Below are 25,763 nucleotides of genomic sequence, written 5' to 3'. Positions count from 1 at the left end.
TCCGTCCGGTCAGTTCCGTACCTTCAGCACGTCGCCCAGGACGTTGTCCGGCAGCAGGTCGTTGCACTGGAGTTCCGCCGTGCGGGTCAGGGCGTCGTCGCGGCAGACGTAGAAGTCCTTGTACGCCAACTGCACCGCGTACGAGGTGCCCGCGAGCAGCAGGGCCAGCGAGGCCGTCACCAGGCCGCTGATCGCCGCGGCGCGCTGCGGGCGGGCCGCCGGGCCCAGCGCGGCCAGGCCGCCGGGCGAGGCCGGGGTGCCCTTCGCCGCGTCCGCCTCGGCGGCGGGCCGGCCGCGCAGCGCGCTGATGCCCCAGTACATGGCGAGCGCGCCCAGCAGCAGTCCCACCGAGGGGATCCCGAAGATCCCGAAGAAGAACCCCCACATGCCGGCCAGCAGGGCGTACCGCGCCCGCCGCTGGAGCGGGTCCATCGGGTCCCAACGGGCCGGGCCCTCGGGCTCCCGGTTGCCGGAGGGGCCCCGGTCGGATCCCTGGCCGCCGCCGCCCTGGGGCCCCGGCTGCCGCCGGGGCTGCCACGGCTGGTCGGGTCGGCCTTCCGGGGGCGCCGCGAAGGGGTTGTCGTCGGTGGAGGGGTCGGGATGGGCGCGGTCCGGCATCGAGTCGGTTACTTCCCCTGTGTCGTGGCCACGGCACGCGCCCGCGTACGGCCGCGTACCGCGTCGTTCGCGGCTTGTACGCCAGACGCTACCGCTCGCCCGTCCCCCCGTCCCTCGGGGGCGGTCGCGTGTGCCGGTATCGTTGCGTGCGGTCGGTGGCTTCGTATGGTTCCCCGTATATCGGTACCCCGAAGTTTCGTATGACCACACAAGACGAACGACGGCATTCCCGTAAGAAAGGGCCTCGCATGCCCGCCTCCCGCCTGGTCGTGCTGGTCTCCGGCTCCGGCACCAACCTCCAGGCCCTGCTCGACGCCATCGAAGCGCACCCCGGCGGAGCCGAGGGTTTCGGTGCCGAGGTCGTCGCCGTGGGTGCCGACCGCGAGAACATCGCCGGCCTCGAACGGGCCGCGAGGGCGGGGATCCCCACCTTCGTGTGCCCCGTCAAGGCGTACGCGAGCCGTGAGGAGTGGGACGCCGCCCTCACCGAGGCCACGGACGCCCACGCGCCGGACCTGGTGGTCTCCGCGGGGTTCATGAAGATCGTCGGCAAGAGCTTCATCGACCGCTTCGGCGGCCGGTTCGTCAACACCCACCCCGCCCTCCTCCCGGCCTTCCCCGGCGCGCACGGGGTGCGCGACGCCCTCGCGTACGGGGCGAAGGTCACCGGCTGCACCGTCCACTTCGTGGACACCGGCGTGGACACCGGTCCGATCATCGCCCAGGGTGTCGTCGAGATCCGGGACGGGGAGGAAGAAGCCGCTCTCCATGAGCGCATCAAGGAAGTCGAGCGCAAGCTGCTCGTCGACGTCGTGGGGCGCCTGGCCCGGCACGGCTACCGCATTGAGGGACGAAAGGTAACAATCCAGTGACCGCCGCAGACACCGCAGCGAGCAACGACCCGACCACGACCCAGCGGCCGATCCGGCGTGCGCTCGTCAGCGTCTACGACAAGACGGGACTGGAAGAGCTGGCCCGCGGCCTGCACGAGGCGGGCGTCGCCCTCGTCTCCACCGGGTCCACCGCCGGCAGGATCGCCGCCGCCGGCGTCCCCGTCACCAAGGTCGAGGAGCTGACCGGCTTCCCCGAGTGCCTCGACGGCCGGGTCAAGACCCTCCACCCGCGCGTGCACGCCGGCATCCTCGCCGACCTGCGCCTGGAGGACCACCGCAACCAGCTCGCCGAGCTGGGCGTGGAGCCCTTCGACCTGGTGATCGTCAACCTCTACCCGTTCCGGGAGACCGTGGCCTCCGGCGCCACCCCCGACGAGTGCGTCGAGCAGATCGACATCGGCGGCCCCTCCATGGTCCGCGCCGCCGCCAAGAACCACCCCTCGGTCGCGGTCGTCACCAGCCCGGCCCGCTACGCCGACGTCCTCGCGGCCGCCCAGGGCGGCGGTTTCGACCTGACCGCGCGCAAGCGGCTCGCCGCCGAGGCCTTCCAGCACACCGCCGCCTACGACGTCGCCGTGGCCTCCTGGTTCACGAACGCGTACGCCCCGGAGGGCGAGGAGGGCGCGCTGCCCGAGTTCCTCGCCGGAGCCTGGGACCGCAAGTCCTCCCTCCGTTACGGCGAGAACCCGCACCAGGCCGCCGCCCTCTACACGGACGGACAGCCCGGCGGTCTCGCCAACGCCGAGCAGCTGCACGGCAAGGAGATGTCCTTCAACAACTACGTGGACACCGAGGCCGCCCGCCGGGCCGCCTACGACCACGACGAGCCGTGCGTGGCGATCATCAAGCACGCCAACCCGTGCGGCATCGCCGTCGGCGCGGACGTGGCCGAGGCCCACCGCAAGGCGCACGCCTGCGACCCGCTGTCGGCGTTCGGCGGCGTCATCGCCGTCAACCGCCCGGTGACCGTCGAGCTCGCCGAGCAGGTCGCCGAGATCTTCACCGAGGTGATCGCCGCGCCCGCCTACGAGGACGGCGCGGTCGAGGTCCTGGCCAAGAAGAAGAACATCCGCGTCCTGAAGGTCGACGGCACCCCGCACCAGCCGGGCGACCTGAAGCCCATCTCCGGCGGCGTCCTGCTCCAGCAGAGCGACCTCCTGCACGCCGAGGGCGACGACCCCAAGGCCTGGACCCTCGCCACCGGCGACGCGCTCTCCCCGGCCGAGCTCGCCGAGCTCGCCTTCGCCTGGAAGGCCTGCCGCGCCGTCAAGTCCAACGCCATCCTCCTCGCCAAGGACGGCGCCTCCGTCGGCGTCGGCATGGGCCAGGTCAACCGCGTCGACTCGGCGAAGCTGGCCGTCGAGCGGGCCGGCGCGGAGCGCGCGCAGGGCTCGTACGCCGCGTCCGACGCCTTCTTCCCCTTCCCGGACGGGCTGGAGATCCTGACCGCCGCCGGCATCAAGGCCGTGGTCCAGCCGGGCGGTTCCGTCCGTGACGACCAGGTCGTCGAGGCCGCGAAGAAGGCCGGCGTCACCATGTACCTCACCGGTACGCGCCACTTCTTCCACTGACCGGACCCCGGTCCCGGACACGGCGAAGGCCGCGCCCCGCACTGCGGGACGCGGCCTTCGCCGTGGGTGGGACCGGGCTCAGTAGCGCGGACGCCCGAAGTAGGAGCTCGCGTCGCCCTTGGCCAGGAAGACGATGATCAGGATGCCGAGGACCAGGCTGATGAGGGCGAAGACGTTCGCGCCCACGAGGCTGATGAGGCTGAAGAGGACGACGACGGAGGCGTAGATGATGCCGGAGACGCGGACGCCGCCGCGGCCCTTGCCCAGCTTGGCGGCGGTCAGGATGCCCCACAGCGCGAAGCCGAGGACGACGACGCCCAGGCCGATCATGGCGCCGGCGCCGAACGCGGCGGCCGTGTCGGCGTCCGAGCTGCTCAGGCCCGAGTTCGCGGTGGAACCGGCGGCCTCGGAGATCATGTCCGCGACCCAGGCGGAGGCGATCATCATGAACACGCCACCGAGGGCCTGGAGGCCGCCCAGGATGTAGAGCATCACGCGCGCGCCCTTGACGCCGCCCGGCATCTCGACCGGGGCGCCGGGGAAGCCGCCGGGGCCGCCCGGGTACGCGGGGGCCGCGCCGGGGTAGCCGTAGCCGCCCTGCGGCGGAACGCCCTGCGGAGCCTGCTGGGGGTAGCCGTAGCCGGGCTGGCCCTGCGGGGGCTGCTGGCCGTAGGGGTTGTTCGGGTCGCCGAAGCTCATCTGGGGTGTTCCTCCGTGGAAGTGCGGGGACGCACGGCACGCGCGGAGGAAATCTCTACTTGCGGTCCGCCCCCCGGCACTGCCCGCGGCACTCTCTTACCCGTGCATGGTGATGCGACGCACGACTCGTTGTCCAGTTGGTTCCCAGGCGCGTCGTGACTTGTTGTGCAAGTGCAACCAACCGCGCACCCGCCCGTGCGCCTTGACTGGAACCGGGGCCACCCCATCCGGGAGGATGGCCACATGACCGCCCAGATTCTCGATGGCAAGGCCACCGCAGCCGCGATCAAGTCCGAACTGACCGTCCGAGTGGCGGCGCTGAAGGACCGGGGCGTCACGCCCGGCCTCGGCACCCTGCTCGTCGGCGACGACCCGGGCAGCCGCTGGTACGTCAACGGCAAACACAAGGACTGCGCCGAGGTGGGCATCGCCTCCATCCAGCGCGAACTGCCCGCCACGGCCTCCCAGGAGGACATCGAGGAGGTGGTGCGCGAACTCAACGCCAACCCGGACTGCACCGGCTACATCGTGCAACTCCCGCTGCCCAAGGGCATCGACACCAACCGGGTCCTGGAACTCATGGACCCCGCCAAGGACGCCGACGGCCTGCACCCCATGTCGCTGGGCCGACTCGTCCTGAACGAGCCGGGCCCGCTGCCCTGCACCCCGTACGGGATCGTGGAACTGCTGCGCCACCACGGCGTCGAGATCAACGGCGCGCACGTGGTCGTTCTCGGCCGCGGCATCACCGTGGGCCGCTCCATCGGACTGCTGCTGACCCGCAAGTCCGAGAACGCCACCGTCACCCTGTGCCACACCGGTACGCGCGACCTCTCCGGGCTGCTGCGCCAGGCGGACGTCATCGTCGCCGCGGCCGGTGTCCCGCACCTGGTGAAGCCGGAGGACGTGAAGCCGGGCGCGGCCGTGCTGGACGTCGGCGTCAGCCGCGACGAGAACGGCAAGATCGTCGGTGACGTCCACCCGGGCGTGGCCGCGGTGGCGGGTTGGCTCTCCCCGAACCCGGGCGGCGTCGGGCCGATGACCCGGGCGCAGCTCCTGGTGAACGTCGTCGAGGCGGCGGAGCGGACCACCAGTGCGGGCTGAGCGGGGCGTCGAGGGCGCCGGGGGCGCGGAGCCGGGCGAGGCGGTGAACGGGAGCCGGCCGGCGACGACGGACGTCCCGGCGCCCGGCCCGGCCCCGGACCCGGACCCGTCCGGGGCGCGGGCGCGGGCCGCCCGGTCCCGGCGGTTCCCCGCCGTCACGCAGGACACGGCCCGGCCCGAGGGCAGCGGTCGGGCCATCCCCGGCGCCGTGTCCGCGCCGGCCCGTCAGTGGCCGATGCTCAGCGTCCTCGCCGCCACGGCGGTGGGGCTGCTGTCGACGGCGTTCGGGCACCCGCGCATCGGCTGTCTGATCATCGGGGTCGCGCTGATCGCCGCCGCCGTGATGCGGCGCCTGCTGCCGTCCGTGGGCATGCTCGCGGTGCGCTCCCGGTTCACCGACATGATCACGTACGGGCTGCTGGGGGTGGCCATCACGCTGCTCGCGCTGGTCATCGAGCCGAAGCCGTGGCTGGAGATCCCGTTCCTGGAGAGCGCGGTCCGCTTCACCGTGCGCTGAGCCTCACCGTGCGCCGGGCCTCACCGCGAGCCGGTCGGCTCCGTCGGGACCATCGGCTCCGCCGGGACCGTCTCCGCCACCGCCGCCGGACCGGCGGCGGTGGCCGCGCCGATGGCGACGAGGGCCTCCAGGGCCGCCGCGACCGCCGGTCGGCTCCTGGTGCCCTCGCGGACCAGGGCCTCCAGCGTCCGCCCGGGCCCGGGCAGCTCCACCACCACCGCGCCGGGCGGCGGCGCGTCGCACAGCAGCCTCGGCAGGATCGACGCCGCCCGCCCCGTGGCCACCAGCCACAGGCCGGCCCGCAGGTCCGCGCACTCGTGCGCCACGCGCGGGGTGAAACCGGCGTTGCGGCAGGCGTGCACCAGCATCTCCCGGCAGCTGCTCGGCGCCGGCGCCGACACCCAGTCGAGCCCGCGCAGCGCCGCCAGGCCCTTCTCCTCGTAGGCGGGCAGCAGCGCCCGGGGCAGGGCCAGGCACAGCGGGTCGTCGAACAGCGGGACGGCGGTGGTGCCGGGCGCGGGCGGGGCGCCGAGCAGCGGGTAGGCGTACGTCACCGCGAGGTCGAGGCGGCGCCGGCGCAGCAACGGCACGGCTTCCTCGGGGTCCGCCTGCACGATCAGCGGCCGGAGCCCCGGATGGCGCGCGGCGAGGGCGGCGAGCAGCGGGGCGGCCAGCGGCGCGAGGGCGCTGGGGGCGCAGCCGACGCGCAGTTCGCCGACGGGGCCGCGGTCGAGGGCGCGCACGGCCCCCTCGGCCCGTTCCAGGGCGGCGAGCACCGGCTCGCAGGCGGCGGCCAGGGCGGCCCCGGCGGGGGTCAGGCGCAGTCCGCGGCCCTCCCGTTCCACGAGGACGGCGCCCGCCTCGGCCTCCAGGGCGCGCAACTGCTGGGAGACGGCGGAGGGGGTCACCCGGTGCAGCGCGGCGACGTCGGTGACCTTCCCGTGTTCCGCCAGGTCCCGCAGGAAGACCATCCGCTTCACATCAAGCATGAGTTCAGCTTAATCGTCCGTGTAGGAAAGGTAGCTGGACTTCACGGTCCTCTCGCGGGGATGCTCGGCGCATGAGCACTCCGAAGCAGCGCGTCCTCCTCGTCGGCGCCCACGGAACCCTCGGCGACGCCGTCGCCACGGCCCTGCGCGCACGCGGCCACGAGGTGGTCACCGCCTCCCGCACCGTCGGCGCCTCGGACGTCCGCGTCGACATCACCGACCCGGAGTCCGTCCGGGAGATGTACGGGGCGGTGGGCGCCGTGGACGCGGTCGCCGTAGCCGCCGGCAGCGTCCCGTGGCGCCCGCTGGGCGAACTGACCACCGCCGACGTGCGCGCCGGCCTCGAAGGCAAGGCCGTCAGCCAGATCGAGCTGGTCCGCCAGGGCGCCCCCCGGCTGCCCGAGCACGCCTCGTTCACGCTGATCACCGGGATCCTGGCGCGCGAACCCCTGCTCACCGGCTCGGTCGCCGCCCTGGTCAACGGCGCGGTGGAGGCCTTCGTACGGGCCGCCGCCATCGAGCTGCCCGGCCGGCAGCGCATCAACGCGGTCAGCCCGACCGTGTTCACCGAGTCGATGGACGTCTACGGCGACACCTTCGCCGGATTCGACCCGGTCCCCGTCGCCCGCGCGGCGAACGCCTACGTCAAGTCCGTCGAAGGCCGTCGGACGGGCGAGATCTTCCGGGTGGAATAGGCCCCCCGGGGGCCTTCCGCCTTCGAACCCGGGGGTCCGTGTGCCACGGACCACAGGGACCCGGGGGTTGCGGGCCCCACGGGTCGGATAGCCTGACCGCGGATGTCTCTTCACGTCAAGATTCGTAAGGACAGGGAAGCGGCGTCCTCCCAGTACTTGGGGCCCAGCACATGGGGCGGGGACGCCCCACCGCCAGCTGTCTAACGGAGAAGGCCATGACCCGCACTCCCGTGAATGTCACCGTGACCGGCGCCGCCGGCCAGATCGGCTACGCCCTGCTCTTCCGCATCGCGTCCGGCCACCTGCTCGGCGCGGACGTGCCGGTCCGGCTCCGCCTCCTGGAGATCCCCCAGGGTATGAAGGCCGCCGAGGGCACCGCCATGGAGCTCGACGACTGCGCCTTCCCGCTGCTCGACGGCATCGACATCTTCGACGACCCGAACAAGGGCTTCGAGGGTGCCAACGTCGCGCTGCTCGTCGGCGCCCGTCCGCGCACCGCGGGCATGGAGCGCGGTGACCTGCTCGCCGCCAACGGCGGCATCTTCAAGCCGCAGGGCGCCGCGATCAACGCGCACGCCGCGGACGACATCAAGGTCCTGGTCGTGGGCAACCCGGCCAACACCAACGCGCTCATCGCGCAGGCCGCCGCCCCGGACGTACCGGCCGAGCGCTTCACCGCGATGACCCGCCTGGACCACAACCGCGCGATCTCGCAGCTGGCCGCCAAGACCGGCGCCGCCGTCTCCGACATCAAGCGCCTCACCATCTGGGGCAACCACTCGGCGACCCAGTACCCGGACATCTTCCACGCGGAGATCGCCGGCAAGAACGCCGCCGAGGTCGTCGCCGACCAGGCGTGGCTGGCCGACACCTTCATCCCGACCGTCGCCAAGCGCGGCGCCGCGATCATCGACGCCCGTGGCGCCTCCTCGGCCGCCTCGGCCGCCAACGCCGCCATCGACCACGTCCACACCTGGGTCAACGGCACCGCCGCCGGCGACTGGACCTCGATGGGCATCCCGTCGGACGGCTCCTACGGCGTCCCGGAGGGCATCATCTCCTCCTTCCCCGTCACCACCAAGGACGGCAAGTACGAGATCGTCCAGGGTCTGGACATCAACGAGTTCTCCCGCGCGCGCATCGACGCGTCCGTGAAGGAGCTCGTCGAGGAGCGCGACGCGGTGCGCGAGCTCGGCCTGATCTGATCACCCTCTCGGGTGAGCCGATCCGCGCACGCGGCCGGCTCACCCCGTCGAGCGGTGAGGCACCACCACCAACGCCCCGACCGGGTCCGGTCGGGGCGTTTGGCGTGAATGCGCCTGCACAAGGGCGGAGGGGGTACGTAAGGTCGCCCGGTGACCGAGCCCCTGATCCCCCCTCAGTTACCGGGTGGCGACGACGCGTCCGACCCCCGCGCGGGCAAGTCCCCCGTCGACCCGCGCACGAGCGAGGCGGGCCGCCTCCTGTGCGCCGGCACGTACCTCGACGCCGCCTACCGCGACCGCGTCATCGACGAACTCCTCGTTCACGAGGAGCGGATCGCGGCCCCCTCCTACGGGTTCGACGCCACCCGCGTCCTCGCCCACGCCGTGCGCGCCCGCCGCGTCGACCTCGCCTGGGCCGCCGCGATACTCGCCGCCTGGTTCGTCGGCGCCGTACTGACCGCGGGGCTGCTCGCCCTGCTGGCCGTCCCCTTCCTGCTGCTCGGACTGGCCGACTGGCTGGGGCGCAAGGGGCGCGAGATCCCGCTGCTGCGGTTCGTGGCGCTGCTGGTGCGGATCTACGCCTGGTGGACGGTGGTGATGGTGGTCCTGTTCGCGCTGAGCGTGGTCATCGGCGGACTGGACCGCCTCGTCGCGGTCTTCGGAGCCCTGGTCCCGGACCTCCCGACGGGCGGACCGGGCGGATCGGGCGGGAGCGGAGCCGGCGGCTACTCCGACTACTCCGACTGGTTCGCGGATTCCTCGGGCCCGGCCGGTTCGTCCGGCTCCTACGGCCTCTTCGGCTCCTCCGGCTCCGAGGACGGCGCCCCGTGGTGGGTGCCCCTCGTCTTCCTCGCCGGCTTCGCCGTCGTCGTCTGCGTCGTCGGGCTCCGGCGCCGCCACATCGCCCGCGTCATCACCGGCGAACTCTCCCCGGAGCGCTACGCCGACCACGACCAAGGCCCCGCCGAGCGCGTCGGGAGCGCCCGCCTCGAACGCGTCCGCGAGCGGATCGCCAGGGAGCAGCACTCCCCGCTCATCATGTACGACATCAACGGTCCGTTCACCGGCGCGGGCGATGCCTACCGGCCCTGGCACCTGTCCGTCGAACTGCGCCCCCGCGAGGACCTCGACCCCGACCGCACACCGAGCCCCCTCACCAACGCCGACATCGTGCGCCGCGTCGTCCCCCTCCTGCACGCGCTGCGCGTCCCCTCCCCGCACGGTTCCCCCGGCGCCGAGGCGGCCGTGGTGGACCGGCTGCGCGAACTGGGCGTCGACGAGTGCGTGTTCCTGCCGGCCGTGGGACTCGCACACCGCGACGAGGCGCCGCTGTCGCCGGAGGAGTACGAGGAGCACCGCGCGGTGTCGATCGAGGAGGGCGGTGAACGCCGCCGCCACTTCCTGCGCGTACGCGTGGGGGGCTGGGACGAGAACCTCGTCGTCACCGTCTTCGTACGCGTCCACACCCAGGGTCGGATGATGATGCTGGAGGTCGCCCCGCACCTGCTGCTGCCCGTCCGCACCGACTTCCACGACGCCGACGCGGACGCCCGGCGGTACCTGAGGAACAACCCCGTGGGCAAGGCGGCCGCCGCCCTGGCCGCCACCCCCGGCTCGCTGGTGAAGGCCCTGGTCACCCTCGGCCGGGGCGTCGGCAGCCGGTGGCGGATCGCCACCGGGGGCCACGGGGGCGCCCGCCCCGAGGGGCCGGCGCGGTCCGTACGGGAGATGGCGGCCGAGGACAACGGCTCGCTCTTCCACCACATGGACGTCGACCGGTACCTGAAGACCATCCAGGACCGGGTGGTCGGCGGGGTCACCGTCGCCCTCCACGAAGCGGGCTGGCACACCGAGGAGTTCGCCCGGCGCGCCGTGACCGTCGCCGAGGGCGGCGTGTTCATCCAGTCGGTGAACGGCAGCGCCTTCAGCATCGGCGGCACCGGCACCACCAACACCGCCGGAGGCGGCGGTACCGGCAACAAGGGGAGCAACGGTGGCACGTGACGATCAGGATCCCGCGGTGCGGATCGGCGAGGTCCGCGACAGCGCCTTCAGCATCGGCGGCAGCGGCAACACCAACACCGTCCGGCACGGCGGCGGCGCGGCCGAACCGCCGCCCGGAGCGGCGGAACTGCTCAAGGCGGTACGGGAACTGCGCGCCGCCGTCGTGCAGTTGCCGCGCAGCACCGAACGCAACGAACTCGACGCCGAACTCGACGACGTGGCCGCGGAGTTGGAGGACGCCGGCGAAATCCGGACGGGGCTGACCGGGCGGCTGCGCGCCGCCCTGGAGCGGTGGGCGCCGCTGGTGGAGTCGATCGCCGCGGCGACCGCCCTGGGCGGGCTGCTCACCTCGCTGGGCGGCTGACGGTGCCCCCGCCCGAAGGGACCGGCGCCCGCTGGAACCCCGGCTCGCAGCGCTGGGAACGGGAGCCGGAGACAGCCCCGCCCCGCCCTCCCGCGCCCGGCGGCGGGACGGGGCGCCGGCGTGGCCCGCTGGTGGCGGGGATCGTTGCGGCCGTCGTGGCCGGCGGATCGGTGGCGGTCTGGCTCCTGGTCGGCGACGGTGGCGGTGACGGCGGCGGCGGTGACGGAGGCGACCGCGCGACGACGGACGCCCGTCCGTCCGCGAGCCCGTCACCCGGCCCGACCTCCGGGACCGGCCCCGGCCCGTCCGCGACCGGCCCCGACCCGTCCACCCCGGGCGGCCCGGACGGGAGCGGGGGCCCCGGCGCCCCGACGGGCACCGGCGGCCCCGCCGACTACACCGTCGTGGACGACCCGTACGGATTCTCGGTCGCCGTCCCCCGGGGGTGGCGGCCCAGCCGCGACGAGACCGGCGACGGGGCCTTCTACCGTCCGCCCGGCGACCGCACGGCGCTGCTCCAGGTCTTCCGGGTCACGGAGTCCTCCGCGACCGGATCGTGCGAGCTGCTGCGGATCTCCTCGAAGGTCCTGCGCGACGACACGCCGGCCTACGCGGAGGTCTCCCTGGGCCCGACCGCCGGGAGCGCCTGCGAACTGGTCTACGAGTACGACAGCGCGGAGTCCCGGGGCCGCCGGCAGGGCATCGAGCGGATCATCACCCTCCCGGGCGGCGGACGGTGGGCGCTGCTGGCCGCCGGGCCGGCCGCCGACAGCCGGACCACCCGCGCGCACCTGACGGCCGCGCTGGAGTCCTTCCGCCCGCGCTGATCAGCCCTTGTGCTTCCCCGGGGCGTAGTGCCCCGGGGCCATGCGGGTGGTGACGCCGATGCGGTTCCAGACGTTGATGGTCGCGATCAGGGCGATCAGCTGCGCCAGCTCGGCGTCCTCGAAGTGGGCCGCCGCCCGCTCGTAGACCGCGTCGGGCACGAACCCGTCCGTGAGGACGGTGACGGCCTCGGTCAGCGCGAGCGCCGCCAGCTCCTTCTCGGTGTAGAAGTGCCGCGACTCCTCCCACGCGCCGAGCTGGACGATCCGCTCCACGCTCTCGCCCGCCGCGAGGGCCTCCTTGGCGTGCATGTCCAGGCAGAACCCGCAGTGGTTGATCTGCGAGGCGCGGATCTTCACCAGCTCGATCAGGGCCGGGTCCAGCCCCTTCTTCGCGGCGACCTCCAGACCGATCACCGCCTTGTAGACCTCCGGGGCCAGCTGGGCCATCCGCATGCGCGGGGCGTGTTCGGCGGCGAGCTCGGCGGAGGGGGAGGGGGTGGTGGGGGCGGTGAGGGTGGTGGTGGAGGTGTCGGTGTGGTTGCTCATGCCTCCACCGTACGGAGCGGGCGGCCCGCCGGTATGGTCCATATCCATGACCGGAACGTGGGCCACTTTCGGCGCCGACCTGCACCTCGACCTCGCGGCGCGGGCGGGCGCCCCCGGACTGCGGGCCGCGCTCGCCGAGGCCCTGCGGGAGGCGGCGCGCAGCGGGCGGCTCGCCCCCGGCACCCGGCTGCCGTCCTCCCGTTCCCTCGCCGCCGACCTGGGCATCGCCCGCAACACCGTCGCGGAGGCGTACGCCGAACTCGTCGCCGAGGGCCGGCTGACCGCCCGCCAGGGCTCCGGCACCCGCGTCGCCGCGCGCGCCCGGCCGCGCCGCCCGCAGCCCGGTGCGGCCGCCGCCGGCGCCGCCCGCGCCGGCGTCCGGGAACCGCGGGCCCGGCGCGGGCCCGCGTACAGCCTGGTGCCCGGTTCCCCCGACCTGAGCGGCTTCCCGCGCGCCGCCTGGCTCGCGGCCGCCCGGCGGGCACTGGCCGTCGCCCCGGACGCCGCCTTCGGCTACGCGGTGGACGCGCGGGGCCGCGTGGAGCTGCGCGAGGCCCTCGCCGGGTACCTGGGCCGGGCGCGCGGGGTGTACGCGCACCCGGACCGGATCGTGCTGTGCTCCGGCTTCGCGCACGGCCTGACGCTGATGGGCCGGGTGCTGCGGGAGCGCCGGGTGCGGGAGGTCGCCGTGGAGGGGTACGCCCTGGACGTCCACCGCGACCTGCTGGCCGGGGCCGGGCTGCGCACCCGCCCGCTGTGGCTCGACGGCGCCGGGGCGCGCACCACCGACCTGGCGGGGCTCGGCCCCCGGGTGGGCGCGGTGCTGCTGACGCCCGCCCACCAGTTCCCGACCGGGGTGGCGCTGACCCCCGAGCGGCGGTCCGCCGCCGTGGACTGGGCGCGCACCGAGGGCGCGGTGATCCTGGAGGACGACTACGACGGGGAGTTCCGCTACGACCGCCAGCCGGTCGGCGCCCTCCAGGGGCTGGACCCCGACCGCGTGGTCTACCTCGGCACCGCCGCCAAATCGCTGGCCCCGGCGCTGCGCATGGGCTGGATGGTGCTCCCGCCGGACCTGGTGGCGCCGGTGGTGGCGGCGAAGGGCCCGGTCGACTGGACCGCCGGCGCCCTCGACCAGCTGATCCTGGCGGAGTTCATCACCTCCGGGGCCTACGACCGCCACGTGCGCGGCATGCGGCTGCGCTACCGGCGCCGCCGCGACGAGCTGGTGGCGGCCCTGGCCGGACGCGTCCCGGTGTCCGGGATCGCCGCGGGGCTGCACGCGGTGCTGGACCTGGCGCCGGACACGGAGCGGGAGCTGGTCCGGTCGGCCGCCGCCTGGCAGGACCTGGCCCTGGAGGGCCTCGCCCGCTACCGCCACCCGGATTCGCCGATGCCGGCCCGCGACGCCCTGGTGGTCGGCTACGGCACCCCGTCCCCGAGCGCCTGGACCCCGACCCTGACGGCCCTCGCCTCGGCCCTCCCCTGACGCCCCGGTCCGCCCGCCGCCGGCCGGGTCGGGATCAGGCAGGGTCGGCGGGCGGGGAGGCGGCCGGCGCCGGCGGTTCGCCGAAGCGGGACAGGGCCAGCGCCCCGGCCAGGGCGACCGCGAAGCCGAGGACCGCGAGCCAGGTCAGGCCCTCGCGGGTGCGGTCGCCGAGCCAGACGACGCCGACCACCGCCGGGCCCACCGTCTCGCCCAGCACCATCCCCGCCGTGGCGGCCGTCACCGAGCCGCGTTGCAGCGCCGAGGTGAGCAGCAGGAAGGCGGCCGCACCGCCCAGCAGCAGCGCGTACAGGGCCGGGTTGAGCAGTTCCCGCGGCGAGAGGGAGTCGATGAGGCGTACGGAGACCTCCACCACGCCGAACCCCGTCCCGGACGCCAGACCCAGCACCAGCGCGCGCGGTCCGTCGGGCAGCCGTCCCGCCGCGGCGCCGACCAGCAGGATCAGCAGGGCCACGGCCAGGAGCGACAGCTCCAGCGCGAGCGAGCCCCGCCCCGTGCCCTCCTCGCCCGAGGCAAGGCCCAGCATCAGCAGCCCCGCGCACACCACCCCCACCGCGCCCCACTCCAGCGGCGACAGTCGTACGTCCAGCAGCCGCGCGGCGACCACCGCCGTCACGGCCAGGCTCGCGGCCAGCGCCGCCCCCACCGCGTAGATCGGGAGGTGCTTGAGGGCGATGATCTGGAGGACGAAGCCCGCCCCGTCCAGCGCGAGCCCCGCCAGGTAGCGCCACTGGCGCAGCGCCCGCAGGAACAGCGCCGCGTCCACCCCGGAGCCCGTCCCCGGCTCCGTCGCCCGCGTCGCCACGGCCTGGAGCACCGAGGCCGTTCCGAAGCAGACCGCCGCACCCAGTGCGCAAACCATCCCAATCAGCACGGACCGACTGTAGATGTCCTCGCCGCCGGCACGGCCGTGACAAGGGTGTGACGGCGGCCGGATTCCATCCCCCCGCACGACCGCTCTAGTCTGTCGGGAGCACGCCACCCAGGGGGAGCGGATCCAGCCATGAACACCGACATCACCACTCGACGCCGTATGCGCTCCGGCGCGGTCGCCCTCGGCGGCATGGGCCTGCTCGCGGCGACCCTCGTCGCCTGCGGCAGCAGCGACGAGCCCGACAAGCGGTGCGCCTCCCGCTCGTCCCTGAACCACCTGAACATGAAGGAGTGCAAGAGCGGCGGCACCGGCTCGTACTACTACGGCGGCTCCGTCAGCAACGGCAAGGTGACCGGCGGCAGCTTCGACAAGTCCGCCGTCACCCGCGGCGGCATCGGCGGACACTCCTCCTCCGGTTCCTCCGGCGGCTGAGCGCGCACATGCAGCGGCACACCATCGAGCCCCGCCCCGACTGGCAGAAGACCGTCGAGGAACAGGGGCTGATCTATCCCCTGACCCGCTACCCCGACGACTCCCTGCGCCCCTACTGGGACGAGAGCGCCTACTACGCGTTCACCCTCCCCGAGGTGGAGGCGCTGGAGGACGTCGTCGAGGAACTGCACGCCATGTGCCTGGCCGCGGCCGCCCACATCGTCGAGCACGACCGCTTCGCCGACCTCGGCGTCACCGACGCCAGGCTCGCCGCGAAGATCACCGAGTCCTGGCGCCGCCGCGCCGAACAGCCCTCCCTCTACGGCCGGTTCGACCTGCGCTACGACGGCTCCGGCAGCCCGGCCAAGATGCTGGAGTACAACGCCGACACGCCCACCTCCCTCGTGGAGGCGGCGAGCCCGCAGTGGTTCTGGATGGAGGAGCGCTTCCCCGGCGCCGACCAGTGGAACTCGCTGCACGAGCGGCTCGTCGAGGCCTGGCGCCGACAGGCCGAGCTGCTGCCGGCCGGCCCGTTGCACTTCGCGCACTCCGAGACCGACGAGCTCGGCGAGGACCTGATGACGGTCGCCTACCTCCAGGAGACCGCCGAACAGGCCGGGCTGGACACGCACGCCCTGTCCGTGGAGACCATCGGCTGGGACCGCCTCTCGGGCCGGTTCGTCGACGAGAAGCTCCGCTTCATCCGCAGCTGCTTCAAGCTCTACCCCTGGGAATGGCTGGCCACCGACGAGTTCGGCCCCCAGGTGCTCGACACCTACGACCACGGCGGCGGCTCCGGCTCCACCGTCTGGATCGAGCCGCTGTGGAAGATGCTGCTCTCCAACAAGGCGCTGCTGGCGATCCTGTGGGAGCTCTTCCCGGACCACCCGAACCTGCTGCCCGCCTACCTCGACGGCCCGCGCGAGCTGGCCGAGGAGGGCGGGCCGGGCTACGTGGCCAAGCCGCTGCTGGGCCGCGAGGGCGCCGGCGTCACCCTCCACCCGACCGGCGGGGACGGGGAGCCCTTCGTCCCGGTCGAGGGGGAGGCGTACGTCTTCCAGGCCCTCGCCCCGCTGCCCGACTTCGACGGCAACCGCGTGGTGCTCGGCGCCTGGGTGGTCGAGGACGAGGCGGCGGGCCTGGGGATCCGCGAATCGGCCGGCCCGGTCACGGACGAGTACGCCCGCTTCCTGCCGCACGTCATCCTGTAGGGGAGCTCTTGCAGCGCATGTCGAAGGCGGACTGCGCGGCGGCCGTCCAGCCCTTGCGGTACATGTCGGTGTGCGTCTGGCTCGTGTCCGGCTGCGGCGGCTTGTCGCAGTCGGCGACGGCGGCCTTGATGCCGGCCCGGTAGCCGTCCCGGTGGCCCTGGCGGTAGTCCCGCTGGGTGCCGGGGGTGGTCGTGCCGGTGCCGGTGTCGGTACCGGGGTCGGCGCCGACGACCTTGCAGTTGACGAAGGTGAAGTTCTGGTCCTCGTTGACCGCGAGGACGGTGTAGTCGACGTTCTTCTGGAACCGCTGGAGCCGGAAGTTGCCGTTCGCGTCCACGTTCAGCCGTTCAGTGGACTCGCCGTCGTTGAGGTCGCGGGGGGCCGAGAAGCCCTCGCCGGTGATGACCACGGACATCCCGTTCGCGGCCGGGGTGACCGTACAGCTGGCGGCGGGGACCGCCGCCGGCGCCGCCGCCGCGGTACCCGCGACGGCGCCGGCGCCGACTGCGACGCAGGACGCCAGGACGCCGCAGGCCAGGGCGTGCCGAGCACGTGCGTACATGAGGGTGCTCCCATCGGGAGGGGAGGGCCCCGCCGGCGCGCGGCGCGGACGGCGCCCGGGGGCGCGCGGGAAGGCGCCCGCCTCTTCCATCCTCGCCCCGCCCTCCCGGGGCGGCGACCGGGCCGGGACCCGGCACGCCGCCTCCGGCGCGCCCCCTCCGGCGCGCTCTAGGAGGAGAGCACCGAGCGCAGCTGCTCCAGACCCCAGTCCAGGTCCTCCTTGCCGATCACCAGCGGCGGCGCGATGCGGATCGTCGAGCCGTGGGTGTCCTTCACCAGCACCCCGAGCTCCATCAGCTTCTCCGAGATCTCCCGGCCCGTGCCGTGCGCCGGGTCGATGTCCACGCCCGCCCACAGGCCGCGGCCCCGTACGGCGGTCACCGCGCCGCCGCCGACCATCAGGTTCAGCTCCCGGTGCAGGTGGTCGCCGAGCTCGGCGGCGCGCTGCTGGAACTCGCCCGTGCGCAGCATCGCGATCACCTCCAGGGCGACGGCGCAGGCCAGCGGGTTCCCGCCGAAGGTCGACCCGTGCTCGCCGGGTCGGAACACCCCGAGCACGTCCCGGTCGGCGACGACCGCGGAGACGGGGACCACCCCGCCGCCGAGCGCCTTGCCCAGGATGTACACGTCGGGGACGACGCCCTCGTGCTCGCAGGCGAAGGTCCTCCCGGTGCGGCCCAGGCCCGACTGGATCTCGTCGGCCATGAACAACGCGTTCCGCTCGCGCGTCAGTTCCCGTACGCCCGCCAGGTATCCGGCGGGCGGCACGAGCACCCCGGCCTCGCCCTGGATCGGCTCCAGCAGCACGGCCACGGTGTTCTCGGTGACGGCGTGGGAGAGCGCGGTGAGGTCTCCGTAGGGGACGATCTCGAAGCCGGGGGTGTAGGGCCCGAAGTGGTCGCGCGCGTCGTGGTCGGTGGAGAAGGACACGATCGTCGTGGTCCGGCCGTGGAAGTTGTCGGCGGCCACCACGATCTTGGCGTGGCCGTCCGGGACGCCCTTGACCTCGTAGCCCCACTTGCGGGCGGTCTTGACGGCCGTCTCCACCGCCTCCGCGCCCGTGTTCATGGGCAGCACCGCCTCCTTGCCGCACAGCGCGGCGAGTTCGGCACAGAAGTCGGCGAACCGGTCGTGGTGGAAGGCGCGCGAGGTGAGGGTGACCCGTTCCAGCTGGTCGCGGGCCGCGTCGATCAGCCGGCGGTTGCCGTGGCCGAAGTTGAGCGCCGAGTACCCGGCGAGCATGTCGAGGTAGCGACGTCCCTCCACGTCGGTCATCCACGCGCCCTCGGCCGAGGCGACGACGATCGGCAGGGGATGGTAGTTGTGCGCGCTGTGCGCGTCGGCGGAGCGGATGGCATCAGCAGTTCTCGACACGGGGTCTCCGATCGTCCGTCTGGCCGGTGACGTGGGTGGCGTCCTTTCTATCGTCGCTCGGATCGCGGACGGAGAAACCTTCCCGTCGGCGCGCCCGCTAAGGTGTGCGGTACGCACGGCGACTGGCGTACGGAGAACCAACTCCGGGGGAGTCGTGCGCGCACGACCGCACACAGGGCCGCTCGCCTGGGCCTCGCGGGGACGAGAGACGACATCGACCCCGGAGGAACCGCCATGAGCGCGAACCACCGTCACCCCGCCCTGACCGCCACCGATCCCGAACTGGCGTCCTTCGTCGCGGCGGAGGAGACCCTCCAGGCGCGGACGCTGCGCCTGATCCCCAGCGAGAACTACGTGTCCGCCGCCGTCCTGGAGGCCTCCGGCACGGTCCTGCAGAACAAGTACAGCGAGGGCTACCCGGGCCGGCGCTACTACGAGGGCCAGCAGAACATCGACCGCGTCGAGTCCCTCGCGATCGAGCGGGCCAAGGGCCTGTTCGGCGTGGACCACGCGAACGTCCAGCCGTACTCCGGCTCCCCGGCCAACCTGGCCGTCTACCTGGCCTTCGCGAAGCCCGGCGACACCGTGATGGGCATGGCCCTGCCGATGGGCGGGCACCTCACGCACGGCTGGGGCGTCTCGGCGACGGGCTCCTGGTTCCGCGGGGTCCAGTACGGCGTGCGGGCCGACAACGGCCTGATCGACTACGACGCGGTGCGCGAGCAGGCCCTCGCCGAGAAGCCGAAGATCATCTTCTGTGGCGGTACGGCGCTGCCCCGCACCATCGACTTCGCCGCCTTCGCCTCGATCGCGCGGGAGGCGGGCTCGATCCTGGTCGCGGACATCGCCCACATCGCCGGCCTGGTGGCGGGCGGCGCGCACCCGTCCCCGGCCGGGCACGTCGACGTCATCTCCACCACCACCCACAAGACCCTGCGCGGCCCGCGCGGCGCCATGCTGATGTGCCGCGAGGAGCACGCGAAGGCCATCGACAAGGCGGTCTTCCCCGGCCTCCAGGGCGGCCCGCACAACCAGACGACGGCCGGCATCGCCGTCGCCCTCCACGAGGCGGCCCAGCCCTCCTTCACCGCGTACGCCCACGCGGTGGTCGCCAACGCGAAGGCGCTCGCGGCGGCCCTGCTGGAGCGCGGTTTCGACCTCGTCTCGGGCGGCACCGACAACCACCTGATCCTGATGGACCTCACCTCGCGCGGGGTCCCCGGCAAGATCGCGGCGAAGGCCCTGGACCGGGCCGGGATCGTCGTCAACTACAACACCGTGCCCTTCGACCCGCGCAAGCCCTTCGACCCGTCCGGGATCCGCATCGGCACCCCGTCGCTGACCTCGCGCGGCCTGACGACGGAGCACATGCCGGCCGTCGCCGACTGGATCTCCCGCGCCGTCGACGCGGCCGCGAAGGGCGACGAGCAGGCCCTGGCCGTCGTCCGCGCGGAGGTCACGGACCTGATGGCCGCGCACCCGGCCCCGGGCCTGCCGCTCGCCTGACGGGCGCGCCGGGGCGCTATCGGTCGCCCGGCCGGGGCAAGATCCGGCCGGGCCGCTACCGTCCGGTACGTGGGCAACGGCCCGACGCGGGGCGGGGGCGGGTGTGACCCCCGCCTCACCCCTCGCGGCGACGGGGCGGTTTCAGGCCGGCGCGGGGCCGGAGTCAGCCCCCGCACCTGAGACAATGGGGCCATGGCTTCTGATCGTCCTCGCGCGCTCTCCGGCATCCAGCCCACCTCCGGTTCGTTCCACCTCGGGAACTACCTCGGGGCCATCCGCCAGTACGTCGCCCTCCAGGAGACGCACGACGCGTTCTACATGGTGGTCGACCTGCACGCGATCACCATGCCGCAGGACCCCGCGGCCCTGCGGGCCAACACCCGGCTGTCCGCCGCGCAGCTCCTCGCCGCCGGCCTGGACCCCGAGCGCTGCACCCTGTTCATCCAGAGCCACGTGCCCGAGCACGCGCAGCTCGGCTGGGTCATGAACTGCATCACCGGTTTCGGCGAGGCGAGCCGGATGACGCAGTTCAAGGACAAGTCCGCCAAGCAGGGCGCCAACAACGCCACCGTCGGCCTGTTCACGTACCCGATCCTCCAGGTCGCCGACATCCTCCTCTACCAGGCGAACGCCGTCCCGGTCGGCGAGGACCAGCGCCAGCACATCGAGCTGACCCGCGACCTCGCGGAGCGCTTCAACCAGCGGTTCGGCGAGACCTTCACCCTGCCCGCCGCGCACATCGTCAAGGAGGTCGCGAAGATCTACGACCTCCAGGACCCGGCGATCAAGATGTCGAAGTCCGCGTCCTCCCCCAAGGGCCTGATCAACCTCCTCGACGAGCCCAAGGTCACCGAGAAGAAGATCAAGAGCGCGGTCACCGACACCGAGGCCGAGATCCGCTTCGACGCGGCGGCCAAGCCCGGCGTCAGCAACCTGCTCACGATCTACTCCACCCTCACGGGCGAGTCGATCCCGGAGCTGGAGGCCAAGTACGAGGGCAAGGGCTACGGCGCGCTCAAGACCGACCTCGCCGGCGTGATGGTCGACTTCGTCACACCCTTCAGGCAGCGCACCCAGGAGTACCTGGACGACCCCGAGACCCTGGACTCCTTGCTGGCCAAGGGCGCGGAGAAGGCACGGGCGGTCGCGGCCGAGACCCTGGCGCAGACCTACGACCGCCTCGGTTTCCTGCCCGCCAAGCACTGACGCACCGAGGCCCCTGGCGGCAAGGGGGGTGCTGCCGCCACACTGAGCGGCAGCACCTACGCCTACACACGGAGGAGAACACGTGGGGACCGTAACGCTCGGCGTTTCGATCGCGGTCCCGGAGCCTTACGGCAGGCAGCTCCAGGAGCTGCGCGCCGGCTTCGGGGACGCCGCCGCGCACGGCATCCCCACGCACGTGACCCTCGTACCGCCCACCGAGGTGGACACGGACCGGCTGCCGGCGATCCGGGCCCACCTGGCCGAGGTGGCCGGTGCCTTCCCCTCCTTCGCGATGCGCCTGGAGGGGACCGGAAGCTTCCGTCCGCTCTCGCCGGTGGTCTTCGTCCGGCTCGCCGAGGGCACCGCGGGCTGCACCCGCCTCCAGGGCCTGGTCCGCGACTCCGAGGGGCCGCTCAGCCGCGAGCTGGCCTTCCCGTACCACCCGCACGTCACCGTCGCCCACGGGATCTCCGAGGAGGCGATGGACCGCGCCCACACCGAGCTCGCGGACTACGCCGCCGCGTGGCTGTGCGAGGGCTTCGCGCTCTACGAGCAGGGCTTCGACGGGGTCTGGCGCAAGCTGCGCGAGTACCCCTTCGGCATCGGCCCCGAGGGCGCCCCGGCCGCCGTTCCCGCACAGTCGGCGTCGGCGACGGACGCGGCCTCGCGCCGCTCCTGACGCAGCGGCCGCAGGGCCCGCACGGCACCGAAGCGGAGCTTCCGCAGGACCAGGGCGTGGAACGGATGAGTCGTCGGGCGAAAAGTCACAATCGACGACCGTAGTGCCCAAAAGCCACAATCCCGGCTATTTCCAACGGCTCAATTACGGTGACCCCATGGACTGGCTGAAGAAACTCCCGGTCGTCGGACCGCTGGTGACCGCCGGCATGCGGACCCACCCGTGGCGGTCCTACCAGCGCCTCGACCGGGTCCACTGGACCCGGCTGGCGGCCGCGATCACCTTCATCAGCTTCCTCGCCCTCTTCCCGCTGATCACCGTCGCCGCCGCCGTCGGAGCGGCGCTGCTCAGCCCGGACCAGCTCGCCAAGCTCCAGAAGAACCTCGCCGAGCAGGTCCCGGGCATCTCCGAACAGCTCGACCTCGACGGCCTCGTCGCGAACGCCGCCACCATCGGCCTCGTCGCCGGCGCCGTCCTGCTGTTCACCGGCATCGGCTGGGTCGGATCGATGCGCGACTGCCTGCGTGCCGTGTGGGACAAGGACGACGAGGACGAGGGCAACCCGATCGTCCGCAAGGGCAAGGACACCCTCGTCCTGCTCGGCCTCGGCGGCGCGGGCCTCGGCTCGGCCGCCGCGTCGATCATCGGCTCCAGCGCCGTCGGCCGGTTCGGCGAGCTCCTCGGCATTCCGCGCGAGGGCGCGGGCGGGGTCGTGCTGCGGGCCGGGGCCTTCCTCGTCGGGGTCGCCGCCGCCTTCCTGCTGCTCCTCTACGTCCTCAGCCTGCTGCCCGGGGTCGAGCCCCCGCGCGGTCGCCTCATCCAGGCGGCGCTGATCGGGGCCGCGGGCTTCGAGCTGCTGAAGCTGCTGCTCAGCGGCTACATGAGGGAGGTTGCGGGCAAGAGCATGTACGGGGCGTTCGGCGTGCCGATCGCCCTGCTGCTGTGGATCAACTTCACCGCGAAGCTGCTGCTGTTCTGCGCCGCGTGGACGGCCACCCGGGACGACGAGGGCGCGGACGACGACGCGGAGGCCGGGGCGACCGACGAGGCCGCCGACGACGCCGCGGCGGCCGGGGCGGCGGCCCCGGAGCCGCGGCCGGACTCCGGACCGGCCCCGCAGCCGCGGCCCGACCCCGGGCCGCGGGGCGGCGTCTAGGGTCTGTCGTCGGTCACGACCTAGGAGGTTTCCGGGCCGCCGCCGGGGGCGCCCGGGCCGCGTCGGCCGCGCGGCCACCGCCGGTTGACGACGAAGGCGCCGCCCGCCAGTACGGCCAGGGCCCCGCCGGCGATGCCCATCGCGGTGCCGAGTCCGCCGCCGCCGGCCGGCCCGCCGCTCGCGGAGGAGTCGTCCTCGTGGGACTGGGCGGGGGAGCCGTGCGAGGTGGTGTCCGCGCTCTTGGGCGGGACCAGCTCGCCCACCGGCCGGACCTTCCCGGCGGCCGCGAAGCCCCAGTCCAGGAGCGCGGCGGTCTCCTCGTAGACCGAGTTCGCCCCGCCCGAGTCCGGGTTCATCACGGTCACCAGCAGCTTCCGCTCGCCCTGCTGGGCCGCGCCGGTGAAGGTGGCGCCGGCCATGGTGGTGTTGCCGTTCTTCACCCCGGCGATGCCCTTGTACGGGCTGATGCCGCCGGCGCCGGTCATCAGCCGGTTGCTGTTCTGGATCTCGAAGGCCTCGCGCGGTTTGCCCGGCTCCTGGAGCCCCGGGAACATCGCGGTCGCCGTCCCGCAGTACTCGCGGAAGTCCTGCTTCTGGAGTCCGGAGCGGGCGATGAGGGTGAGGTCGTAGGCGCTGGAGACCTGCTCGGGCGCGTCGTAGCCGTCGGGGGACACCACGTGGGTGTCCAGGGCCTGGAGCTCCTCGGCGTGCGCCTGCATGTCCTTGACGGTCTTGTCGATGCCGCCGTTCATGGCCGAAAGGACGTGCACGGCGTCGTTGCCGGACTTCAGGAAGACCCCCAGCCACAGGTCGTGGACGGTGTACTCGTGGTCCTCCTTCACCCCCACGAGACTGCTGCCGGGGCCCACGCCCTCCAGCTCCGCGTCGGTGACCCTGTGCACCCGGTCCTTGGGCAGGCTCGGCAGCACCGTGTCGGCGAAGAGCATCTTCATCGTCGAGGCGGGCGGCAGCCGCCAGTGCGAGTTGTACGCCGCCAGTACCTCCCCGGACTCGGCGTCCGCCACGATCCAGGACCGGCCGGTCAGGTTCGTGGGCAGGGCCGGGGCACCGGGCAGCAGGTTCACCTGCGTGCCGGGCTGCCCGAGGGCGGTGCCGCCGACGGTGGACATCGACACGGGCGGCGCGGGCGCCTTGCGCGCGCGGCCCTTGCCGTCCACCGGGGCGGCGTGCGCGGGCACCGCGAGCATCGAGGGGACCAGCAGCGCGGCGGAAAGGACCGTCAGCGCGGTCTTCTTAGCGGACACGCAGGTGAAATTACATCCCGATCGACTGTCCGGCGTCGTGGACCGGCCAACCGTGGTCAACCACCGCCGGTACGGCCCACCCCGGCGCGTCCGTCCTGGGTACGAAACCGATACTGGGGACATGAAACTCAGTCGCTCCGTCTCCTGGTTCCTGCTCGCCTTCGGGGTGTGGAGCTGGCTCATCTGGGTGACCTTCGTCCGGAACCTGTGGAAGAACGGCAGCGGTCTCGCATTCGACACGGCCGGCGATCCCACCACCTACTTCTGGGTCCACCTTCTCCTCGCCGTGACGTCCTTTCTCCTGGGGACGGCCGTCGGTGTGATCGGGTTGCGTGGCGTGTTGGCCCTGCGACGGGAATCACGATGACCGTGTTCGTGGCGATCGGTGCCGTTCTGGCGGTGCTCGCGCTGTTGGTGTCTGTCCACCGGTGGCTGTGGATCCGACTGGTCCGCGACACGACCCGGCCCGGCGGCCCCGCGCGGCGCGCGGGCACCGTCCTGGCGTTCGCGCTGCCGCTGTTCGCGGTCGCGGCCCTGACCGCGGGGCGGGCCGGGGCGCCGTTCTGGCTGGAACGGCTCGTGGCCTGGCCGGGGTACATGTGGCTCGCGGTGCTCCTGTACCTGACGCTGGCGATGCTCGTGGCGGAGCCGGTGCGGTACGTCCTGCTGCGCCGCCTGGCCCCCGCGCCGACCGAGGCCGACTCCGGGGCGCGGCAGGCGGCGGGCACGGGCACCGACACGGGCACGAGCGCCGACACGGGGGCGGGCATCGACACGGGCACGGCCGCCGCGCAGGCCCCCGTCGTCACCGCCCCGCCGGCCGCCGCACAGGCCGCCCCCGCCCCGCCGGTCCCCGGCGCCCCGGCCGACTCCACCGCCCCGGGCGAACCCGCCGGGTCCGGTGACGCCGAGGGCCCGCTGCCCGGCGCGGCCGTCGCCACGGCCGAGGACCGGCCCGACCCGGGCGACCGGGCACCCGACGCCGCCGGCGGCGGGATCGTCCGGCCCGGCGGGGTCACCCGGCGCGTGTTCGTCGCGCGGGCCGTCGGCGGCGCGGCGGCACTGGCCGCCGGGGCGACCGTCGCGAACGGCACCCACGGCGTGCTCCGGGGGCCCCGCGTCAAGCGCGTCTCCGTACCCCTGAACCGGCTGCCCCGGGCGGCCCACGGCTTCCGCATCGCCGTGGTCAGCGACATCCACCTCGGGCCCGTCCTCGGCCGCGCGCACGCCGAGCGGATCGTCTCCACGATCAACGGCACCCAGCCCGACCTGATCGCCATCGTCGGCGACCTCGTCGACGGCGACGTGGCCGACCTCGGGCCCGCCGCCGAGCCCCTGCGCCGGCTGTCGGCCCGTCACGGCAGCTACTTCGTCACCGGCAACCACGAGTACTTCTCCGGCGCCGCGCAGTGGGTCGACCACGTGCGCGAGCTGGGCCTGGTCCCGCTGGAGAACGCCCGTCGCGCGCTGCCCCACTTCGACCTCGCCGGCGTCAACGACGTCCAGGGCGAGTCCGAGGGCCACGGCCCCGACTTCCAGGCCGCGCTCGGCGACCGCGACCGCTCCCGGGCCTCGGTGCTCCTCGCGCACCAGCCGATCGTGATCGACGAGGCCGTCCGGCACGGGGTGGACCTCCAGCTCTCCGGACACACCCACGGCGGGCAGCTCTGGCCCGGCGAATACCTCGCCGAGCTGGCCAACCCCACCGTCGCCGGCCTGGAGCGGTACGGCGACACCCAGCTCTACGTGTCCCGGGGCGCGGGCGCCTGGGGCCCTCCGGTCCGGGTCGGCGCGCCGTCCGACATCACCGTCGTCGAACTCGCCTCGTACCAGGCCTGAACGGAGTCAAGCGCGCATAACGACCCTTCCCGTGGCCGGAATTCTGTGATGGGGTGACCGATAGTCGGAGTGGGGACTCCGATTATCGGATGCTTCCGGTCATGAGGGTGGGGGTCAGGGG

Annotated in this window: 26 protein-coding genes and 1 riboswitch; of the genes, 18 read left to right on the top strand and 8 right to left on the bottom strand. The window is 73.5% G+C overall.

Annotated features, from left to right (window positions below):
- Positions 1-9: 9 nt before the first annotated feature.
- Positions 10-618 (bottom strand): hypothetical protein, encoded by a 609-nt coding sequence (locus AB0D01_RS22935; protein WP_363058060.1) that lies wholly within the window; start codon positions 616-618, stop codon positions 10-12.
- Positions 619-866: 248 nt separating this feature from the next.
- Between AB0D01_RS22935 and purN the strand changes: the two genes are divergently transcribed.
- Complete coding sequence (gene purN / locus AB0D01_RS22930; RefSeq protein ID WP_363058058.1) at positions 867-1,490, top strand: phosphoribosylglycinamide formyltransferase; 624 nt, start codon at positions 867-869, stop codon at positions 1,488-1,490.
- Positions 1,487-3,082, top strand: a complete 1,596-nt coding sequence (purH, locus tag AB0D01_RS22925; RefSeq protein ID WP_363058056.1) for a bifunctional phosphoribosylaminoimidazolecarboxamide formyltransferase/IMP cyclohydrolase — start codon at positions 1,487-1,489, stop codon at positions 3,080-3,082. Before purN ends, purH begins: the two co-directional genes overlap by 4 nt.
- Positions 3,083-3,160: 78 nt before the next feature.
- Here the strand turns inward: purH and AB0D01_RS22920 are convergent, their stop codons facing one another.
- Positions 3,161-3,781 (bottom strand): hypothetical protein, encoded by a 621-nt coding sequence (locus AB0D01_RS22920; protein ID WP_363058054.1) that lies wholly within the window; start codon positions 3,779-3,781, stop codon positions 3,161-3,163.
- A 243-nt stretch (positions 3,782-4,024) separates the two neighbouring features.
- Between AB0D01_RS22920 and AB0D01_RS22915 the strand changes: the two genes are divergently transcribed.
- Entirely contained in the window at positions 4,025-4,885 is an 861-nt protein-coding gene (locus AB0D01_RS22915; protein WP_363058052.1) for a bifunctional methylenetetrahydrofolate dehydrogenase/methenyltetrahydrofolate cyclohydrolase, read from the top strand.
- Positions 4,875-5,402 carry a DUF3017 domain-containing protein gene (locus AB0D01_RS22910; RefSeq protein WP_363058050.1) on the top strand — a complete coding sequence of 176 codons (528 nt, stop codon included), beginning with the start codon at positions 4,875-4,877 and terminating at the stop codon, positions 5,400-5,402. Before AB0D01_RS22915 ends, AB0D01_RS22910 begins: the two co-directional genes overlap by 11 nt.
- Before the next feature lie 20 nt (positions 5,403-5,422).
- Here AB0D01_RS22910 and AB0D01_RS22905 read toward each other — a convergent pair whose 3' ends face one another.
- Complete coding sequence (locus AB0D01_RS22905) at positions 5,423-6,391, bottom strand: LysR substrate-binding domain-containing protein (RefSeq protein ID WP_363058048.1); 969 nt, start codon at positions 6,389-6,391, stop codon at positions 5,423-5,425.
- A gap of 71 nt (positions 6,392-6,462) precedes the next feature.
- Between AB0D01_RS22905 and AB0D01_RS22900 the strand changes: the two genes are divergently transcribed.
- The 5 genes from AB0D01_RS22900 (at position 6,463) to AB0D01_RS22880 (ending at position 11,486) form a co-directional block, all read left to right on the top strand.
- Positions 6,463-7,086: a short chain dehydrogenase gene (locus AB0D01_RS22900; protein ID WP_363058046.1), complete on the top strand. Its 624-nt coding sequence runs from the start codon at positions 6,463-6,465 to the stop codon at positions 7,084-7,086.
- A 215-nt stretch (positions 7,087-7,301) separates the two neighbouring features.
- Positions 7,302-8,291 (top strand): malate dehydrogenase, encoded by a 990-nt coding sequence (locus AB0D01_RS22895; RefSeq protein ID WP_363058044.1) that lies wholly within the window; start codon positions 7,302-7,304, stop codon positions 8,289-8,291.
- Positions 8,292-8,441: 150 nt separating this feature from the next.
- Positions 8,442-10,295, top strand: a complete 1,854-nt coding sequence (locus tag AB0D01_RS22890; protein ID WP_363058042.1) for a hypothetical protein — start codon at positions 8,442-8,444, stop codon at positions 10,293-10,295.
- The gene (locus tag AB0D01_RS22885) at positions 10,285-10,659 is read left to right on the top strand and encodes a hypothetical protein (RefSeq protein ID WP_363058040.1); all 375 of its coding nucleotides are present in this window, start codon (positions 10,285-10,287) and stop codon (positions 10,657-10,659) included. The genes AB0D01_RS22890 and AB0D01_RS22885 overlap by 11 nt, the downstream gene beginning before the upstream one ends.
- 131 nt (positions 10,660-10,790) lie before the next feature.
- Complete coding sequence (locus AB0D01_RS22880) at positions 10,791-11,486, top strand: hypothetical protein (RefSeq protein WP_363058038.1); 696 nt, start codon at positions 10,791-10,793, stop codon at positions 11,484-11,486.
- Here AB0D01_RS22880 and AB0D01_RS22875 read toward each other — a convergent pair whose 3' ends face one another.
- Positions 11,487-11,939: a carboxymuconolactone decarboxylase family protein gene (locus tag AB0D01_RS22875; protein WP_363058176.1), complete on the bottom strand. Its 453-nt coding sequence runs from the start codon at positions 11,937-11,939 to the stop codon at positions 11,487-11,489.
- Positions 11,940-12,078: 139 nt separating this feature from the next.
- On the opposite strand from AB0D01_RS22875, the gene AB0D01_RS22870 reads away from it, so the two are divergent.
- Positions 12,079-13,521, top strand: coding sequence for a PLP-dependent aminotransferase family protein (locus tag AB0D01_RS22870; protein WP_363058036.1), 1,443 nt, complete (start codon positions 12,079-12,081; stop codon positions 13,519-13,521).
- A gap of 34 nt (positions 13,522-13,555) precedes the next feature.
- Here the strand turns inward: AB0D01_RS22870 and AB0D01_RS22865 are convergent, their stop codons facing one another.
- Positions 13,556-14,401, bottom strand: a complete 846-nt coding sequence (locus tag AB0D01_RS22865) for a DMT family transporter (RefSeq protein ID WP_363058174.1) — start codon at positions 14,399-14,401, stop codon at positions 13,556-13,558.
- Between the two features lie 141 nt (positions 14,402-14,542).
- Here AB0D01_RS22865 and AB0D01_RS22860 point away from each other — a divergent pair, with 141 nt between their 5' ends.
- The gene (locus AB0D01_RS22860) at positions 14,543-14,845 is read left to right on the top strand and encodes a hypothetical protein (protein WP_363058034.1); all 303 of its coding nucleotides are present in this window, start codon (positions 14,543-14,545) and stop codon (positions 14,843-14,845) included.
- An 8-nt stretch (positions 14,846-14,853) separates the two neighbouring features.
- Positions 14,854-16,056, top strand: coding sequence for a glutathionylspermidine synthase family protein (locus tag AB0D01_RS22855; RefSeq protein ID WP_363058032.1), 1,203 nt, complete (start codon positions 14,854-14,856; stop codon positions 16,054-16,056).
- On the opposite strand, the gene AB0D01_RS22850 is transcribed toward AB0D01_RS22855, so the two are convergent.
- On the bottom strand, positions 16,046-16,618 hold the full coding sequence (locus tag AB0D01_RS22850) for a hypothetical protein (protein ID WP_363058030.1): 573 nt from the start codon (positions 16,616-16,618) through the stop codon (positions 16,046-16,048). The genes AB0D01_RS22855 and AB0D01_RS22850 overlap by 11 nt on opposite strands.
- A gap of 167 nt (positions 16,619-16,785) precedes the next feature.
- The gene (gene rocD / locus AB0D01_RS22845) at positions 16,786-17,991 is read right to left on the bottom strand and encodes an ornithine--oxo-acid transaminase (protein WP_363058028.1); all 1,206 of its coding nucleotides are present in this window, start codon (positions 17,989-17,991) and stop codon (positions 16,786-16,788) included.
- Positions 17,992-18,099: 108 nt separating this feature from the next.
- Positions 18,100-18,190: riboswitch (ZMP/ZTP riboswitch) on the top strand.
- Between the two features lie 35 nt (positions 18,191-18,225).
- Between rocD and glyA the strand changes: the two genes are divergently transcribed.
- The 4 genes from glyA (at position 18,226) to AB0D01_RS22825 (ending at position 22,538) form a co-directional block, all read left to right on the top strand.
- The gene (gene glyA / locus AB0D01_RS22840) at positions 18,226-19,497 is read left to right on the top strand and encodes a serine hydroxymethyltransferase (protein ID WP_363058026.1); all 1,272 of its coding nucleotides are present in this window, start codon (positions 18,226-18,228) and stop codon (positions 19,495-19,497) included.
- 192 nt (positions 19,498-19,689) lie between these two features.
- The gene (gene trpS / locus AB0D01_RS22835) at positions 19,690-20,703 is read left to right on the top strand and encodes a tryptophan--tRNA ligase (protein WP_363058024.1); all 1,014 of its coding nucleotides are present in this window, start codon (positions 19,690-19,692) and stop codon (positions 20,701-20,703) included.
- Between the two features lie 82 nt (positions 20,704-20,785).
- Positions 20,786-21,382, top strand: coding sequence for a 2'-5' RNA ligase family protein (locus AB0D01_RS22830; RefSeq protein ID WP_363058022.1), 597 nt, complete (start codon positions 20,786-20,788; stop codon positions 21,380-21,382).
- A gap of 157 nt (positions 21,383-21,539) precedes the next feature.
- Positions 21,540-22,538 carry a YihY/virulence factor BrkB family protein gene (locus tag AB0D01_RS22825; RefSeq protein ID WP_363058020.1) on the top strand — a complete coding sequence of 333 codons (999 nt, stop codon included), beginning with the start codon at positions 21,540-21,542 and terminating at the stop codon, positions 22,536-22,538.
- A 20-nt stretch (positions 22,539-22,558) separates the two neighbouring features.
- Here AB0D01_RS22825 and AB0D01_RS22820 read toward each other — a convergent pair whose 3' ends face one another.
- A complete protein-coding gene (locus AB0D01_RS22820; RefSeq protein WP_363058018.1) occupies positions 22,559-23,803 on the bottom strand; it encodes a D-alanyl-D-alanine carboxypeptidase in 1,245 nt (414 codons plus the stop codon).
- 121 nt (positions 23,804-23,924) lie between these two features.
- Here AB0D01_RS22820 and AB0D01_RS22815 point away from each other — a divergent pair, with 121 nt between their 5' ends.
- Positions 23,925-24,170, top strand: coding sequence for a hypothetical protein (locus AB0D01_RS22815; RefSeq protein WP_363058016.1), 246 nt, complete (start codon positions 23,925-23,927; stop codon positions 24,168-24,170).
- Entirely contained in the window at positions 24,167-25,642 is a 1,476-nt protein-coding gene (locus AB0D01_RS22810) for a metallophosphoesterase (protein WP_363058014.1), read from the top strand. The genes AB0D01_RS22815 and AB0D01_RS22810 overlap by 4 nt, the downstream gene beginning before the upstream one ends.
- Positions 25,643-25,763: the final 121 nt, after the last annotated feature.

This window comes from Streptomyces sp. NPDC048606, from assembly GCF_040650855.1.
In the GTDB taxonomy this organism is placed as follows: Bacteria; Actinomycetota; Actinomycetes; order Streptomycetales; family Streptomycetaceae; genus Streptomyces.
This window is presented reverse-complemented; position numbering and strand designations above follow the sequence as displayed.